Origin of the sequence: Frankia sp. CgMI4 (assembly GCF_001756285.1) — a bacterium.
Taxonomy (GTDB): Bacteria; Actinomycetota; Actinomycetes; order Frankiales; family Frankiaceae; genus Frankia; species Frankia casuarinae.
In genome coordinates this window covers 52,417-65,589 of sequence record NZ_MAQZ01000071.1, presented here as the reverse complement: position 1 = coordinate 65,589, position 13,173 = coordinate 52,417, and the positions used below count along the sequence as shown (strand labels likewise).

Here is a 13,173-nt window from a genome sequence, read left to right as displayed (position 1 = left end):
TATATTGGCTGATAGCTGGTAATATTAATAGGTCGACACGCTCGGCGAGGCCCGACGCTCGGCGAATCGTCGCAGGTCAGTGATCATGCCGGCTTGCGCCGGCACCCTGTCCTGATGAGGATGTTGGTGCCGTCCGGTCCGACGTCGTCCCTCTGTGGTGCCTGCGAGCCCGTAGGTCAGTGTGGCGCGGAGGTCCTGAGGAATCCTGTCCTGCTGCCACGAGCGCGTACCTCAGAATCTTTGATGACAGGCCCTCCCCGGGCGGTCCGTGTGGATCACTGATCGTAAGGGAAGGAGGCGGTCTTTCATGGATGTGCTGATCGACCGGGTCGCCGGGTTGGACGTGCACCGGGACACGGTCGTGGCGGCGGTCCGGGTTGGCGGGCGTGGTGGCGGCCGGCGGGGGGAGGTGCGGACCTTCGCCACGACGGGAGCGGGACTGACCCGGCTGGCCGGGTGGCTGTCGGAACAGCGGGTTTCTCTGGTGGGTATGGAATCCACCGGCGTTATCTGTAGTTTTCAAGATCGAATATAGTTGTTTTGGCAGGTCAGGGCCGTCACGGACGCGTCCGCGACGGGGSGGGTCCGCTCGGCCGGATCAGTGTGCGGACCCGGGGTTGGCGTCGAGGCGCCGAGGCAGGGATAGCGCCGCGTGGGGTCGTCCGGCGCCGCGCTGGGGGCGGTCGTCACGTGACGACTGTGTCCGGGTGGCGCTCACGGGTCGTTGGGGTTGGTGTCGGTGCCGGCCGTGGCGTTGGGGCCGAGGCGGCGGCGGAGTATCAGGTTCTCCCCGTGGGCTGCGGCGAGCGCCTCGTTCAGCGCGGTGATCTCGGCGCGGTGGCGGGCTTTGAGTTCGCTGAGCTGCGCGGTCAGTGTCCGCACGACGTTGCTCGGCTGGTCCGGTTCCGCCGGTCGGGATGGCTGGGCGGTCTGTGTCGCGCGCAACTGCTCGATCCGGCTGCGCAGGCCGGTGTGTCGATAGAGGAAGTCCAGGGAGACCCCGGAGCGGGCGGCCAGGCCGCGGAAGGTGACCGGCTCGTCGGCGGCGCGCATCTCCTCGAGCGTCTTTTCGGCTCTGGTCACGGCGGTGGCGGTGCGCGTCGCGGTGGCCCTGCGCAGGTTGTCGAGGTTACCGGCCATCGGGCTGGCCTCGTCCCAGGTCGCCGGTCGCGCGGCGGGCCGTGGCGTCGGTGCGGGCGACGACCCCGGCGCCGCGGACTGGCTGCCCCTGCGCGGCGGTGTCGGCGTCGAGGGCGGCGATGACCGCTTCGAGGGCGGCCGCCTCGCGGTGGCGGCCGGCGAGCCAGACGTTGTCGGTGCCCATCGGGGTGCCGGTGCGGGCGGTGAACGCTGCCTGGCGGGTGTCGATGAGGGTCAGGGTGCGGCGGTGCTGGGCGCGCAGTTCGGGCAGGAACGTCGCGTCGGTGGTGAACTTGTCGCACGTCAGGCAGGCGTTTCCCCGGTCGCAGGACTGCCGTGGTGGCAGCAGGCAGTAGCCGTTCGGCAGGATCCGGTCGGTGCGGCTGTCGAGATGCAGCAGGTCGTAGAGATCGGCCGCCGGCATGGCGAGTTCGCGGGCGTCGGCTGTGCGCTTGCGGTAGCGCAGGAACTCCGCCTCGTGGGTCTCGGTGAGGGTCTTCGCGTAGTGCATCGTCATCGTCGGGGACAGATGCCCGAGGTAGCGCTGCACGACGTGGATCGGCACCCCGGCGTTGAGCAGGCTGGTCGCCTTCGTGTGCCTGAAGCGGTGCGTGCGCTGGAAGTCGACCAGACGGCCGACGTCGTCGCGGATATCGAGCCGGCGGGCCATCTCGGTGAGCATCCGGTGCAGGGTGCTCGACACGTAGGGCCGGTTGCCGTGGCGGTTCATCTTCTCGCCCAGGAACAGGTAACGCGGCGTCGCTCCCGGCGCGCCGTGGCGAGCGATCCATCCGGACGCCCATTCCTGTTGCGCGCGGATGATCGTCACGATCTCGCGGTCGACCAGGACCGTGTCCGGCGCACCGTCGATCTTGGTCTGTTGGTAGCGGAGCCGGGCGGCGAACGCGTCTGGCTCCTCGTCGGACGGCGCCTGCATGGCGAGCGCGCAGAGCGGGTCGTGGTCGAGCAGGAGCAGTTCGCTGATCCGCCGGCCGAGCCGCGTCTGCAGCATCATGATCCGCATGGCCTGCTCGTCGCCGAACCCTCCGTCGGCCACCGGATCGCCGAGCATCCCGATGCTGGCCATGATCTGCGTGAACGCGGCCTCGGGGATGACGTTTTGCTCGGTGTCGCGGTGCRCCACGGGGCGGGGGATCTCGCCGCGCCGGTAGAACGCCGCATGCTGCGGTCCGAGGCGCAGCCAGCCTGGGTCGCCCAGTGCCGCCGCGGCCTCGTGTTTGTGGTCRTGCATGAAGGCGTAGAACTGCTCGACAGAGATCAGCAGGATCTTCATGTGGTTCGCGGACAGCGGCTGTCCCTCGGTCGGCCCGCGGCTGGCACGCGAGGCACGGACGTGGCCGAGGTAGTCGAGCATGAGGGCCCGCACCCCCTCCGGTGTGTCGGCCAGGTGGGTGGGACGCCCGCCGCGGCTCGCGAGGAACGCGTCGAACATGGTCATGGCGAACACCCGCTGGCCGACGGTCGACCATCGCAGCGCCCCGGTCTCGAGGCTGATCTTGCAGTACCACTGCAGGCCGAGGCGCAGCCGGGACGCACTGACGCGCTGGAAGTAGATCGCCTCGCGACCCTGGGGCTCGTGCGCGCGCAGCGGGATGCGGGGATCCTCGACCGGGTTCCAGGACTCCCGCTGCCACCAGGGTCTGGTGTCGTAGGCGAGGGCGAGCAGCCGCAGGAACCGCACCAAGGTCTCCCGCACGGTCTGCGTCGAGCGCGCGGTCGGCAGCCTGCCCTTGCGCCGGTGGACCGCCAACGAGAACTGCTGACACCAGTCCCGCGCGGGCAGGTCCATCAGCGAGACGGGGCCGCGAGCGCCGAGGTCGGCGACGGCCTCGGCGAGGCGGCGGGTCAGCATCGCCACCCCCGGTAGCGCGATCTTCCCGCCCAGCTCGATCACCCTCAGGCAGCACCAGGTCAGCTCGCGGCCCATCGGCTCCGGCAGTCTCTCGACGAGGATCGCGTTGCTCGGGGCGGCCGCGGTGAACGCGTTGCGGTAGCGCTCGGGCACCGTCGCCGCCGACAGCCGGCCCAGCCGCAGGTCATCAGGAACCGTCGCCCACAACTGGTCCAGGATCACGGGGGCATATCCGCACCCCGCGGCGGCCAGGTTGTCCATGACTTCCTCGACCGTGATGTTCACGAGCACGGTCCGATCTGCCCGCCGCCGGCCACGGCCTGGGGGCGCCAGCCGGCGGTGAACGCCCGCCAGCTCGCCGCTGCTCGCGCGTCGGTGTCCTCGGTCACGTGGGCGTAGATCTCCAGCGTGGTCTGCACGTCGGCGTGGCCGAGCCGGCGGGACACGACGTGCACCGGCACCCCTGCCAGCAGCAGGGCGGTCGCGTGCGAGTGGCGCAGCCAGTGGGGCGCCCAGCCCGTCGGGACCTTCCCGGCGAGGTCGCGGCGCAGCCGGCGGACCAGGTCGTAGACCGTCTCCGGTCGCCACGGCGCGAATCGCGTCCCGCCCGCGACGTTCACGAACACCGGCGCCGTGTCCAGATCGGCCACTGCCTGGTCGACGCCGGCATCGCACAGCTGCCAGAGGTACTCGCCATAGAGCCGGTCGAGCACGTCCGACACATAGATCCGCCGGTAGCGGCCGCCCTTGACCCGGACCCGGTGCGGATGCTCCCGCGGGACGACCTCGAGGAACGGGGTGTCGCCGCGGCCGGTGTGCCAGTCCCGGTGCTGCAGACCCAGCGCCTCACCCAGGCGCAGGCCGCTTTCCGCCAGCAGCGACCACAGCAGCCGGTCACGCACCTGCCCCTGCCACCTGCCCGTGGCCGCGTCGAACGTCGCGCACGTGTCGCAGATCAGCTCGATCTGCGACGGCGTGAGCACCGGAGGTGCCTGCCGCGACGGGGTGCGGACCCGCACGACCGCCCGCTCCCGGCCCCGCCTGCGCGCGACGTGCTCGAGCATCGGCCGGTAGGCCGCCCGCCCGCCATGCACCAGCCGAACGAGGTCGCCGCCGAGCGGCACGCCGTTGAGCTCGTGGTAGCGGTAGCAGGACGTCATAGCCCGCAGCCGGTTCGCGACCGTCGACTCGGCGACCCGCGCGGCCCGCGGCTCGATCGACACCACATCCGGCCCGTCCCCGGAACGCAGCCACGTCAGAAACCCGCCGACCCCCGCCAGCGTCACCGCGTCCCAGGCCAAGCCGAACAMCGCCAGATAGCTCCACCACAGCGCGAGCGCCCGCGCATACGAGCGCACCGTGTTCGGCGAGGAGYCCTGCGCCCGCAGATACTCCAGGAACTCCTCCGCCGGCCCGACCACCCGGTAGTCCGGTCCGAGCACCGTCCAGCTCGTCGCACCGTCCGGCAGCACGAGCCGCTGCGTCCGGCACGGCTCCACAACGTCCGTCACGTCTCGTAACGTATCGACTACAGATTCGCAGTCCGTGACCGACACGCCGGACCGATTCCCGACCCGTCAACCTCCGTCACGGACGGCCTTACGGCGACGCCTGATTACGCCTGACTACTGGCGCCCGTTCTACTACCTGCTCKAGGCCCGCGGTCTCACGGTGTGGCTGGTTAACGCCCGGGACGTCAAGAACGTCCCGGGAAGACCCAAAACGGACAAACTCGACGCGATCTGGCTGGCCAAACTCAACGAGCGTGGCATGCTACGGCCCTCCTTCGTGCCGCCACCCGAGATCCGCGAGATCCGTAACCTCACCCGGCTGCGCCTGGACCTGACCGCCGAGTGCACCCGGCACCGGYTGCGGGTCGAGAAGCTCCTCGAGGACGCCCTGATCAAACTGTCGACGGTGCTGTCGGACATCTTCGGGGTCTCCGGTCGGGCGATGCTCGACGCGCTCGTCGCGGGCGAACGTGATCCGAAGAAGCTCGCGGCGCTTGCCCGCGGCCGGGTCAAGGCCACCCAGGCCGAGCTGGCGACCGCGCTGACCGGCCAGTTCACCGAGCACCACGGTTACCTGCTCTCGGTGCTGCTCGCCCAGATCGACGGCCTCGATCGGCGGATCGCCGAGCTCACCGAGCGGATCGACACCGCGATCGCCGCCCTGCCTGCCCCGGCCCACGCCGCCGCCGACGCCGCCCGCGGTGGCGAGACCGGCCCCGACGGGGACGCCACCACCGGGACCGGCCAGGGCGGCGGTGGCGCCGCGGCCCGGCCCGGCCTGGACATCCTCGACCGGCTCGACGAGATCCCCGGCATCGCCCGCCACACCGCCCAGGTGATCATCGCCGAGATCGGGACCGACATGGCCCAGTTCCCGACCTCCGGCCACCTGAACTCGTGGGCGAAACTGACCCCCCAGACGATCCAGTCCGGCGCGAAAAGCCGCACCGGGCGCACCGGCAAGGGCAACCCCTACCTGCGCGGCGCCCTCGGGGAGGCCGCCATGGCGGCGGCGAAGACGAAGACCTTCCTCGGCTCCCGCTACCGGCGCCTCGTCAAACGCCGCGGCCATCTCAAGGCCCTCGTCGCCGTCGCCCGCTCCATCCTGACCATCGTCTGGCATCTGCTGAACGACCCCACCGCGCGGTTCCATGACCTCGGAGTCGACTACCACGCCAGCCTGCAGAGCAGGGAACGCCGCAAGCGCAACGCCCTGCGCGAGCTCAAGAGCCTCAACCTGAGCGCACAGGAGATCACCGCCCTGCTCGCCGCGGCCTGACGGCCGCCGCGAGCGGAACGCCCGACCCGGCGGCCTGACGGCCGCTCTGTCGGGGCGACGACCGGACACGCCAGCACCGCTCACCGTCAGAACGGCCAGCCGGCAGCCCACGGGATCCGCCGCTGTCGCGCGCACCAGCGGCCAAGTGCCCTGGCGGGCGCGAGCGTGCCCACGTTCAGTTGGTATTTCCGGTCAGATCACGAGGACTCGTGTGGTAGCAGCGTGTCAATCTGACACCAGCACGCGCTCCCTGGACCGTCCGCCGTTGAAACGGACGGTCCGGCCGCGACGCTTCCCGAGTCGGGGCAGGTCAGACGGCTACATCAGCGGATTCCGTCAGGTTCTCCGGCCCATCTGTAGCTACCGGTGTAGCAGCGGCCCACGACCATCCGGGAGTGATGCGGCGCGCCGGACCGCGAGTGCGAACATCGCAGGTCATGAGGCTTCAACGGCCCGTTCAGAGCGGTGCGGCRCCGGATCTGCGCCTCGTGACGAACGCTTGACCAGGGCTTTTGCGCGACGCCGGATGCGATGGGGCGCGGTGCCGAGGCGATCGAGCTGGCTCGACTGTTTTGCCGCAAAGCGGACGGTCTGTCGGAAGTGTCTRTGCAGGTCAGCGGGGTGCGCGGGCGACCGTCCGCCGTCTAACTGCGGTCGCCGTTGCTACAGACGTTGCTACATAACGATCTTCAAATGGCCTCAAACGATCTCAGTCGCGAGGTAAAACCCCTGATCAGAGGTGGTGGGCAGGGGCGGGGTCGAACCGCCGACCTTCCGCTTTTCAGGCCGAAATGACCGTCATTTCGACGTCCGCGGACGTACGTTTTCGGCCGTGGAAGGCCGCCGACGTACGCGCCGGTTCGCCRGCGTTGCTACACCCGTTGCTACACCTCGACCCGTCCTTGACGAGGGTGCGGCTCGCACGGCAGCGCATCCGCTCGACCCCACGCCCGTGTGGGTCCGCGCGACTTGCCGGTGTCTGTGYCCCTCCGACGTCGCCTGGGGCCGCCCCGAGCCCGAACTCAGCACGAGGCACCGTCCTACTCACTGCCCTGTCCTCCCCCACTCCAAGAAGATCGGTTTTGCGGATGCCGGGGACAAGCCGCCGGCCATCTGCGATCACTGGCTGGCTTCGGTGCAACGCCGCCGCAGGCTGGCCGATCGGGATGGCCGTATTGCTGTCGGTCAGGGGTGGTACCCAGTGAACGGCCAGAGCGAAACCTCAGCCGCCTCGCCCTGCGAGGACTCCTCGGGCTCGGCTGGGCCCGCGTACGCCGTGAAGCTCGTGACCACAATGATCGGGATCGTCGTGGGATTGACGTTTCTGTTCGGGTTCGGGAACTCTTTCGCCCTCGGCCTGCGTTTGGGAGTTCCGGTTTTCATCGCCCCCTTGGTAGCTCCCGCGGTGGATTTGTCCGTTGTCGGGCTGCTGCTGGGTACCCGTCAKATGGCTCTGTACGGCGGCCCCGCCGACGTGCAGCGATCCGCCCGGCGCCTGCTCATCTTCGCCAGTCTGGTCACCTTGGCTCTCAACGTCGCCGAGCCCCTGATTGCCGGCCAGTACGGCAAAGCCGCGTTCGACGCCGTCGGCCCACTTCTGATGATCGGCTGGGCCGAGGTTGGCCCAGGTCTGATTCAGGCCATGCAGACTACCGGGGCGCGCGCGCCCCTGCCGACCTCACGAACCGCGGATGATTCGTATGAGTCGATGCTGATGGACCAACCACCGGTGCCCGCGCAGCCTGGTCAGGATGGCAGGGCGGAAGTGCTCTCGGCAGACGAGACACCCTGTCGGAACGGTCTGGGTGCGCGGGAGCAGGACCTGCTCCACCGGGCGCGAGCCGAAGACGTGCTGCACTGGCAGCAGCACCAGCGCCCGATCTCCGCTGAGACGCTGCGTAAACGGCTGCATGTCGGCGCCGGTACTGCCCGCAGACTGGTCGCGCAGCTACGCAGCGACATCCACGCCCAGATCGAAGGCAATGCAAGGTCAGTCGGCGGTGAGCCCCAGCAAGCATTCTGATCGACAGAGACTGAGCGATGCCCGTGCCCGCAGCTGGTCTGGTGGYACGGGCATCGCTGCCGAGCTTCCCCTGTAGGGCTRCCGGCCAGTTATGGAAGCTGGGATGTCTTTAAGGTGCGGCAATAAGCCCGAGGTAGATGAGCCTGAAGAGCATCGCTTGACGGCTTACGACGAAGCGCCCAGCGAGCAGCCCGGCCAACTCTTCCTCGCTGCCGACCGGGCTGTTTCGGACTGTGGTCTCGAATGCTGTTCTGACCCATTTGGTGGGCATGAGAAGTGCTGCGGCGAATGAGTTCGCCTCGATCTCTTCCTGGTCTGTAGCCATAGACGACAGGCCATCCCGGAAGTTCACGCGGGCGCGTCCGTCTAGGTAGACAGTTCCACGATGTAACGTGAAGTGTCCAATTTCATGGGCAATAGTGAATCTTTGTCGGACGACAGCGTTGGCCGCATTGACGATGATCATCGTCCGGTCGGGCTCGCGGAGGAGTACGCCCGAGACCTCGTCGTCGCGGAACGGTTCCTGAACGACGGAGATCCCCTCGGCCGCTGCGATCTTGTCGACTGGCACGGGTGGAGCGGCGACGGCATGACGGGCGAGGAGGTCATGRGCTGCGCGCTCAGCGTTGCTCGCCACGGTCCTGTCTGCCTGTTCTATCTACGCCCCGACGGACCCAGTCAAGCACATGAGCAGGTGGCGCCAGGTCATCGAGGTGCGCGAGAGCCGGCGACGGTGTCGGCGGGGCGGGCAGGAGGTCGCGTGGATCGACCCCGATCGCGTGCGCCAAGTCGAGGAGCTGATGGTAGAGCAGGCGCTGCCGCCCCTTCTCAATGTTGGCGATAGTCGRGCGGCTGATACCTGAACGCTCGGCGACGTCGCGCTGGGTCAGCGAAGCATGTCGACGTGTCTGGGCTAGCCGCTCTCCGAACTCCTGGTAGGCGGGCTCGATTGTCATCCTTGACCCCGTGTGCGAGTGACGCCAACATCATGTGATTGATACAAACATCCTGGACCAGGCTTGCTGTCCTTGTCAACATCCGTGGTACGGTTGCGCCGCCCTTTGATMGACTCCTGGAGGGGGGCACCCGAACGACATGAAGATCACTCATGACGATCTCGCGGTGTTTGCCGGACGCGTCGTGAACCTGCCGAAGGCGACTGCGGACGAGGATCGGAAGCAGGTGAACCACCTCCGCGAGCGCCTGCACGCGCATATCGCCAAGCACCCAAACTTCTCGCTGGTGAAGATGCTTCACGCGGGCTCRGTCGCCAAGGGGACCGCGCTTCGGAACGTCCTCGACTACGACGTCRCCGTGTACGTCCGCCTGGCGGAAGCCCCGCAGGACGGCGCGGAGCTGGTGGACTGGCTCGCGGAGCGGCTCCGGGAGGCATACGGCGGCTTGATCGACCCGTCACAGATCGAGGCGACGACCCACTGCGTCAACATCCACTTCAAGTCCAGCGGCATCGACGTCGACGTCGTCCCGGTGCTGTACGAAGGCGATCCGGACGACCGGGGCTACCTCGTCTCCAAGAGCGATGGGCGCCGGCTGCTCACCAGTGTGCGACTCCACCTCGACTTCGTCCGCGCCCGCAAGCGCGCCTGCCCTACGGACTGGGCGCAGGTCGTGCGGCTGGTGAAGTGGTGGGTCCACGCGCAGAAAGACCGAGACGCGGACTTCCGCTTCAAGTCGTTCATGGTCGAGCTGCTGTGCGCCCACCTGCTCGACACAGACAAGATCGTGTTCAGTGACTACGTCACGGCCCTGGACGGCTTCTTCGACTTGGTGGTCCGGACCGAACTGAACGAGCGAATCGCCTTCACCGACTACTACCCGGCCTACGCCCTCCCACGGCAGCGGACCGACGTGATCGAGATCTTCGACCCGGTGAACCCGGAGAACAACGCGGCACGCCTCTACACGATGAAGGACCAGCAGAGGATCGYCACGGCCGCCGAGCGGGCACTGKACGCGATCACTGAAGCCCGGCACGCCACGACGAGGGCCCAGGCCATCGAGTGCTGGCAGGTCGTCCTCGGCGACCGGTTCCGGGGTTGATTATGACCATCACCGCCACGCTCACCRCCAACGAGACCTTCAGCATCGCCTCGGCGCGGTATGTCGCATCCAAGATTGCTACCGACCTGGCCCAGCTCCAGCGGTACTACGGCAAGCCGTCCGACACAGAGATCATTGACCTCGCAGCGGAAGCCACAGCCTTGGCCCACGGGGGCCACGTGGACAAGGTCATCTATGGCTTCCAATGTCGCGGCGCCTGGATTCTGACCCTGGAGTACGTCTTCGTCAACGGCACACTCACAACCGACGACCGCGCCGGAGGCGTGTGCCGGCACGCCGACGTCGTCGACKCCACGTTTACCAGCTACCTGATCCATTCACCCGCCTGGTGGCGCCTGGACGCCGCGATCCGCGACACGATCGAGAAGTCGCTGCCGATCGTGCGGACCCCGGCGGCGGCGCCGGGGTACTCCGGCGGCTTCCACACCACCGACCGCACCTACTCCGCCCAGGGGACGGGGTTCACCAGGAGCAGCTACCGCCCGCTATGAGCACAACACCCGCCGAGATCTTCGACGACGACCTCGATCTCCCAGACCCGCTCGCCCTCCGGCGCTACACGGCGCTGGTCGGGCTCGACCACATCAAGACCCGCCTCCTCAAGGAAGCGGAGGTCATCCTCAAGCCCTCGCTGTTGGAGGACTGGAGCACCGCCATGCACGGGGCCGTGCTGCCCGCCGTGAGGCTGATGGCCCACCGCCCACCTTTGATCATTTTTAGCGGAGATGTCGGAACCGGAAAGACGACGCTCGCCGAGACCTTCGCCGACGCCATCGCTCGCGAGCATCACATCACCGTGCGCGTCAAACGGCTCAGCTTGCGCACCCGCGGGAGTGGCATCGTCGGCGAGATGACCCGTCTGATCGGGACAGCGTTCGACACGATCATTGCCGAAGCCCGAGCAAACCGTGGCCGCCGGCCACTCATCCTGGTGATCGACGAGGCCGACGCCCTCGCACAGTCCCGCGAAGCCAGCCAGATGCACCACGAGGATCGGGCCGGCGTGAACGCGCTGATCCGCGGTATTAGCCAGATCGCCGCGGAAGAGCTCGCTGTTCTGGTGATCATGTGTRCCAACCGTGGRGACGCGCTCGATCCCRCCATCCGCCGCCGGGCCGCCGCCGAATTCGACTTCAGCCGGCCAGACGACAGCCAACGCGGCGCGGTCCTCGCAAGGATCTTCGATGGCGTCACCCTCAGCGAGGGGGAGATCGCAACTCTCGTGCGGCTCACTGGCCCGAATGGACGTGGCTACGGCTTCACCTACTCCGACCTCACCGACCGCCTCGTTGCCTCCACCTGCCTGGCCGCCTACCCCGACCAGCCTGTCACCGCACAGATGATCATCAGCCAGGTCAAGGCGAACCCGCCCACGCCCCCGTTCACCTCGCGCCACTGACGCGCCATGGCAGCCGACAGCGRCAGGCCCAGCGCGAGCGGCGCACGCGTCACCGGCGATGACCTCCAGTACGCAGTCGCCTGGCACGCCGCGCTGCGCACCCTTGTGCCACACTCGGSCGCCAACGCCGTCACTGTCGAGGCGGTGACGGCCGGCAACGTGGACGACGTCGTCATCGGGAAGGCCCACGGGCCGGACGACTACATGCAGGTCAAGGCCAGCGTCACAGCCGAGAAAGCAGCGACCATTGAGTGGCTGACCGCGCTGTCGGGCAAGCGAGGCCCCAGCATTCTCCAGCGGTTCTACCGCACCTCGCAGCAGCTGCGGGTCGACGGTGCCCACCCGAGGCTGACCCTGGTCACRAATCGGTCCATCCACCCCGACGACCCGGTGCTCACCCTGCGAGACCGCAATGATCACTTGGCGGATCGGCTGTGCACCGCGACTAATGCAGCTACAGCGGCCGGACGTCGAAACCTACTCCGTCACCTCGACTGCACCGACGACGAGCTGTACGAATTCCTGTCCAACCTGCGGCTACACACCGACGCATCCGAAGCTGCCTGGCGCGACTATCATATCCGAGACATAAGCCACGCGGCGGGTGTCCAAGCAGACGAAGTCGCCTACCGGCTCGGAATCGCCGAAGTTCGAGAGTGGGTCAAAACCAGCCGCAGCCAGAAACGACCAGCCGACATCGCGGCCGCCATCGACCGCCTCGGCATCCGGGCGCAAGAGCCATTCACCATGGTTGCCATCAACGCCCTCGACGAAGGCTTCACAAACCCGGACGCCCGCGTGACGCTCGACTGGGTGGACCGATTCCGAGGAAGCGAGGCCCGCAGCCGACGCGGTCTCAAGAACCCCAAGGAATGGGAAACAGTTCTTCGGCCACAACTCATCGACGCTCAGCGGACGTTGCGCAGCCTCGGCGCGAAACGCATCCTCATCACCGGCACCATGCGACTGCCGACCTGGTTCACCGCTGCCGTCATGTTCCAGGAGACAGCCGGATTTATCCCCGCCAAGACCAAGGACGGCCAACTGTGGCTCAAACCCGGCGGAACGATCATGCCCGCTTCCATCTGCCTCTCGTCATCGATCGCTGAACTTCGGCCAGGCAGCGAGGTCGCACTCGCGCTCGCGATCTCCGCCGACCTGACCCCAGACGTCACCAGCTACATCGCTAGCACTGGACGCGATATACCCATCATCACGATCAGCCTGCCCTCCGGAATCTCGGGTAGTAGCATCGCCGACAGAGATCACGCATATGCCGTCGCGTTGGCCGTTCGCGAYCTGAGCCGGCAGATCGCGCGCCGTGTCAATCCGCCAATACTCCACCTCTTCATGGCGGCGCCATCCGGCTTTGCGGTGCTACTCGGCGGCGTGTGGGATCGGGTTCCCGCCACCCAGACCTACGAAGACCTCGCCGCGTCCGGCTACGAGCCGGCGTTCTTCCTGCCCAACTGAACAACGCCCGCAGCATCGATCTCCGCCGGGACCTGCGGCAACGAGCTACCCGTCGGCACGGCGTGTAACCACACCGTGCCCCGGATGGGCGATCGACGGCCCTGATGCCGTGTCCGGCGCGCAAGATCACGAACAGCCATCCAGAACACCGGAACCCCCGAAAAACCCGTTCCTGGTCCGGCTGTCGTGAAGTTCAGAAGAGGCGAAAGCAGCACCGGATCTGCGGCATTGACCGGACGRGAAAAACGGAGCAACCACACCAGGAGGAGAGCGAATTTCGCGGGCACCGGCGGCGGTCCTCTGAGCAGGACCTGATTCACCGAGAACGCGCAGAGGACACCCTTCACTGGAGTACACACAGCCGGCCGATCTCCGCCGAGACCCTCCGTAAAC

12 protein-coding genes are annotated in these 13,173 nt (G+C 67.7%); 7 read left to right on the top strand and 5 right to left on the bottom strand.

Features of this window, described 5'->3' with window-relative positions:
• The first annotated feature begins 307 nt into the window (after window positions 1-307).
• Window positions 308-535 (top strand): hypothetical protein, encoded by a 228-nt coding sequence (locus Manayef4_RS12405; protein ID WP_070131697.1) that lies wholly within the window; start codon window positions 308-310, stop codon window positions 533-535.
• Window positions 536-714: 179 nt separating this feature from the next.
• Here the strand turns inward: Manayef4_RS12405 and Manayef4_RS12400 are convergent, their stop codons facing one another.
• Genes Manayef4_RS12400 through Manayef4_RS12390 form a run of 3 tightly spaced genes read right to left on the bottom strand, consistent with a single transcriptional unit; the run spans window position 715 to window position 4,524 of the window.
• Window positions 715-1,140: a DUF6262 family protein gene (locus tag Manayef4_RS12400; RefSeq protein WP_023841376.1), complete on the bottom strand. Its 426-nt coding sequence runs from the start codon at window positions 1,138-1,140 to the stop codon at window positions 715-717.
• A complete protein-coding gene (locus tag Manayef4_RS12395) occupies window positions 1,130-3,304 on the bottom strand; it encodes a tyrosine-type recombinase/integrase (RefSeq protein WP_070131696.1) in 2,175 nt (724 codons plus the stop codon). Before Manayef4_RS12395 ends, Manayef4_RS12400 begins: the two co-directional genes overlap by 11 nt.
• The gene (locus Manayef4_RS12390; RefSeq protein ID WP_217494110.1) at window positions 3,295-4,524 is read right to left on the bottom strand and encodes a tyrosine-type recombinase/integrase; all 1,230 of its coding nucleotides are present in this window, start codon (window positions 4,522-4,524) and stop codon (window positions 3,295-3,297) included. The genes Manayef4_RS12395 and Manayef4_RS12390 overlap by 10 nt, the downstream gene beginning before the upstream one ends.
• A gap of 34 nt (window positions 4,525-4,558) precedes the next feature.
• On the opposite strand from Manayef4_RS12390, the gene Manayef4_RS12385 reads away from it, so the two are divergent.
• Both Manayef4_RS12385 and Manayef4_RS12380 read left to right on the top strand, forming a co-directional pair.
• Window positions 4,559-5,803 (top strand): IS110 family transposase, encoded by a 1,245-nt coding sequence (locus tag Manayef4_RS12385; RefSeq protein ID WP_254665619.1) that lies wholly within the window; start codon window positions 4,559-4,561, stop codon window positions 5,801-5,803.
• A 1,201-nt stretch (window positions 5,804-7,004) separates the two neighbouring features.
• Window positions 7,005-7,826, top strand: a complete 822-nt coding sequence (locus Manayef4_RS12380) for a hypothetical protein (RefSeq protein WP_070131694.1) — start codon at window positions 7,005-7,007, stop codon at window positions 7,824-7,826.
• Window positions 7,827-7,935: 109 nt separating this feature from the next.
• Here the strand turns inward: Manayef4_RS12380 and Manayef4_RS12375 are convergent, their stop codons facing one another.
• Window positions 7,936-8,397 carry an ImmA/IrrE family metallo-endopeptidase gene (locus Manayef4_RS12375; protein ID WP_049760801.1) on the bottom strand — a complete coding sequence of 154 codons (462 nt, stop codon included), beginning with the start codon at window positions 8,395-8,397 and terminating at the stop codon, window positions 7,936-7,938.
• Between the two features lie 49 nt (window positions 8,398-8,446).
• Window positions 8,447-8,782: a helix-turn-helix transcriptional regulator gene (locus Manayef4_RS22985; RefSeq protein ID WP_083282426.1), complete on the bottom strand. Its 336-nt coding sequence runs from the start codon at window positions 8,780-8,782 to the stop codon at window positions 8,447-8,449.
• Between the two features lie 139 nt (window positions 8,783-8,921).
• Between Manayef4_RS22985 and Manayef4_RS12370 the strand changes: the two genes are divergently transcribed.
• Genes Manayef4_RS12370 through Manayef4_RS12355 form a run of 4 tightly spaced genes read left to right on the top strand, consistent with a single transcriptional unit; the run spans window position 8,922 to window position 12,780 of the window.
• Complete coding sequence (locus Manayef4_RS12370; RefSeq protein WP_070131693.1) at window positions 8,922-9,887, top strand: CBASS oligonucleotide cyclase; 966 nt, start codon at window positions 8,922-8,924, stop codon at window positions 9,885-9,887.
• 2 nt (window positions 9,888-9,889) lie between these two features.
• Window positions 9,890-10,399: a hypothetical protein gene (locus Manayef4_RS24985; protein WP_070131692.1), complete on the top strand. Its 510-nt coding sequence runs from the start codon at window positions 9,890-9,892 to the stop codon at window positions 10,397-10,399.
• Entirely contained in the window at window positions 10,396-11,307 is a 912-nt protein-coding gene (locus Manayef4_RS12360; RefSeq protein WP_070131691.1) for an ATP-binding protein, read from the top strand. Before Manayef4_RS24985 ends, Manayef4_RS12360 begins: the two co-directional genes overlap by 4 nt.
• A gap of 6 nt (window positions 11,308-11,313) precedes the next feature.
• On the top strand, window positions 11,314-12,780 hold the full coding sequence (locus Manayef4_RS12355) for an SAVED domain-containing protein (RefSeq protein ID WP_070131690.1): 1,467 nt from the start codon (window positions 11,314-11,316) through the stop codon (window positions 12,778-12,780).
• The last annotated feature ends 393 nt before the right edge of the window (window positions 12,781-13,173 follow it).

Coding starts and splice junctions, on each gene's coding strand:
- Manayef4_RS12400 (WP_023841376.1), bottom strand. CDS start 1,140: ATGGCCGGTAACCTCGACAACCTGCGCAGGGCCACCGCGACGCGCACC.
- Manayef4_RS12405 (WP_070131697.1), top strand. CDS start 308: ATGGATGTGCTGATCGACCGGGTCGCCGGGTTGGACGTGCACCGGGAC.